The organism is Streptomyces atriruber (genome assembly GCF_001418325.1).
GTDB classification, from domain to species: Bacteria; Actinomycetota; Actinomycetes; order Streptomycetales; family Streptomycetaceae; genus Streptomyces; species Streptomyces atriruber.
Map to the genome: position 1 here is coordinate 1 of NZ_LIPN01000564.1, position 1,565 is coordinate 1,565.

2 protein-coding genes are annotated in these 1,565 nt (G+C 71.4%); one reads left to right on the plus strand and one right to left on the minus strand.

The window, feature by feature from the left end; genetic code table 11:
- Positions 1–759: HAD hydrolase-like protein (locus AOK03_RS38450; protein WP_055569997.1), on the minus strand; the 759-nt coding region annotated here is incomplete at its 3' end.
- A gap of 72 nt (positions 760–831) precedes the next feature.
- On the opposite strand from AOK03_RS38450, the gene AOK03_RS38455 reads away from it, so the two are divergent.
- On the plus strand, positions 832–1,565 hold a 734-nt coding region (locus tag AOK03_RS38455), incomplete at its 3' end, for a DUF1015 domain-containing protein (protein ID WP_157869203.1).

Consider the following 1,565-nt stretch of genomic DNA (forward strand, 5'->3'; position numbering starts at 1 on the left):
CAGCACCAGCAGCGAGTCCACCTCGCCGTTGAACGCTCCCTCGATGTCCGTGTCCAGCCGGTCGCCCACCACGAGCGGCCGCTCCGCGCCGGTCCGCAGGATCGTCTCCCGGTGCATCGGGGGCAGCGGCTTGCCCGCGACCCGCGGCTCGGCGCCCGTCGCGATCCGGACGACCTCGACCGCGGCGCCGTTGCCCGGCGCGATGCCCCGCGCGCTCGGGATCGTCAGGTCCGTGTTCGACGCGAACCAAGGCACTCCGCGCGCGATGGCATAACAGGCCTCGGCGAAGCGCCCCCACGCCATGTCCGGGCCCCCGTACCCCTGCACCACCGCAGCCGGATCGTCGTCGGCCGACTCGACCGGCTCAAGACCCCGCTCGCGCAGCGCGACCCGCAGCCCCTCACCGCCGATCACCAGCACCCGCGCGCCCTCCGGCACGTGCTCGCTCACGAGTCGGGCCGCGGCCTGCGCCGACGTGATGACGTCCGGGCCCTCGGTCGCGATCCCCAGCTCCGTCAGATGCTCCGCCACCGCGTCCGGCGTCCGCAGCGCGTTGTTCGTGACGTACGCCAGGTGCATGCCGCCGTCGCGGGCGGTGCCCAGCGAGTCGACCGCGTGCGCGATGGCGTGCCCGCCCGCATAGACCACTCCGTCGAGGTCGAGAAGAGCGGTGTCGTAGACCTCGCTCAGCGCCCGTTCGCTGCCCTCCGGGCACGTCCTGACACGGGCATCTGTAGTCCGGCTCGCGGCCTGGCTCATTACGCATCGCTCCTCGCTCGATCCCACTCCCCCGATCATCGCTTATGCCACTGACACACATACGATGCCCTAATGAACACAGCGGGTGACAACGACGTCAGCGGCCTCGACCTGATCCCGTTCCGGGGTGTGCGCTATGTCCCCGAACGGGTCGGAAGTCTCGCCGCGGTGACCTCACCGCCGTACGACGTGGTCGTACGGCCGGACGGCTTGCTCCACCTGGAATCCGCCGACCCGCACAACATCGTCCGGCTGATCCTCCCGCAGGCCACCACCCCGGCAGCCCGCAACCAACAGGCCGCCGACACGCTCCACACCTGGCTCGGCGAGGGCATCCTCGCCCCCGACGCCGAGCCCAGTTTGTACGTGTACGAACAGCAGGACAGCGACATGCTGCAGCGCGGCGTCATAGGCGCTCTCCGCCTCTCGGAGGCCGCGGACGGAATCGTCCTCCCGCACGAGGGCGTGATGGCCCATGTCGTCGAGGACCGCGCGGCCCTCATGAAGGCGACCTCCGCCAACCTGGAGCCGCTGCTCCTGACCTACCGCAGCGAGACCGACGGCGAGCACGAGCCCGGCGGCGCGATGGCCGTCGTCGAACGGACCGCCCTGCGCGAGCCCCTCCTCTCGACGACCACGGAGGACGGCTTCCACCACCGGCTGTGGGCCGTGACGGACCCCGCGGAGATCGCCGAGATCCAGTCTGACCTCGCCCACCACCAGGCCCTGATCGCGGACGGCCACCACCGCTGGGCGACGAACCTGCGCCTGCGCGCCGAGCACGCCTCGCCGAGCGCCTGGGACTA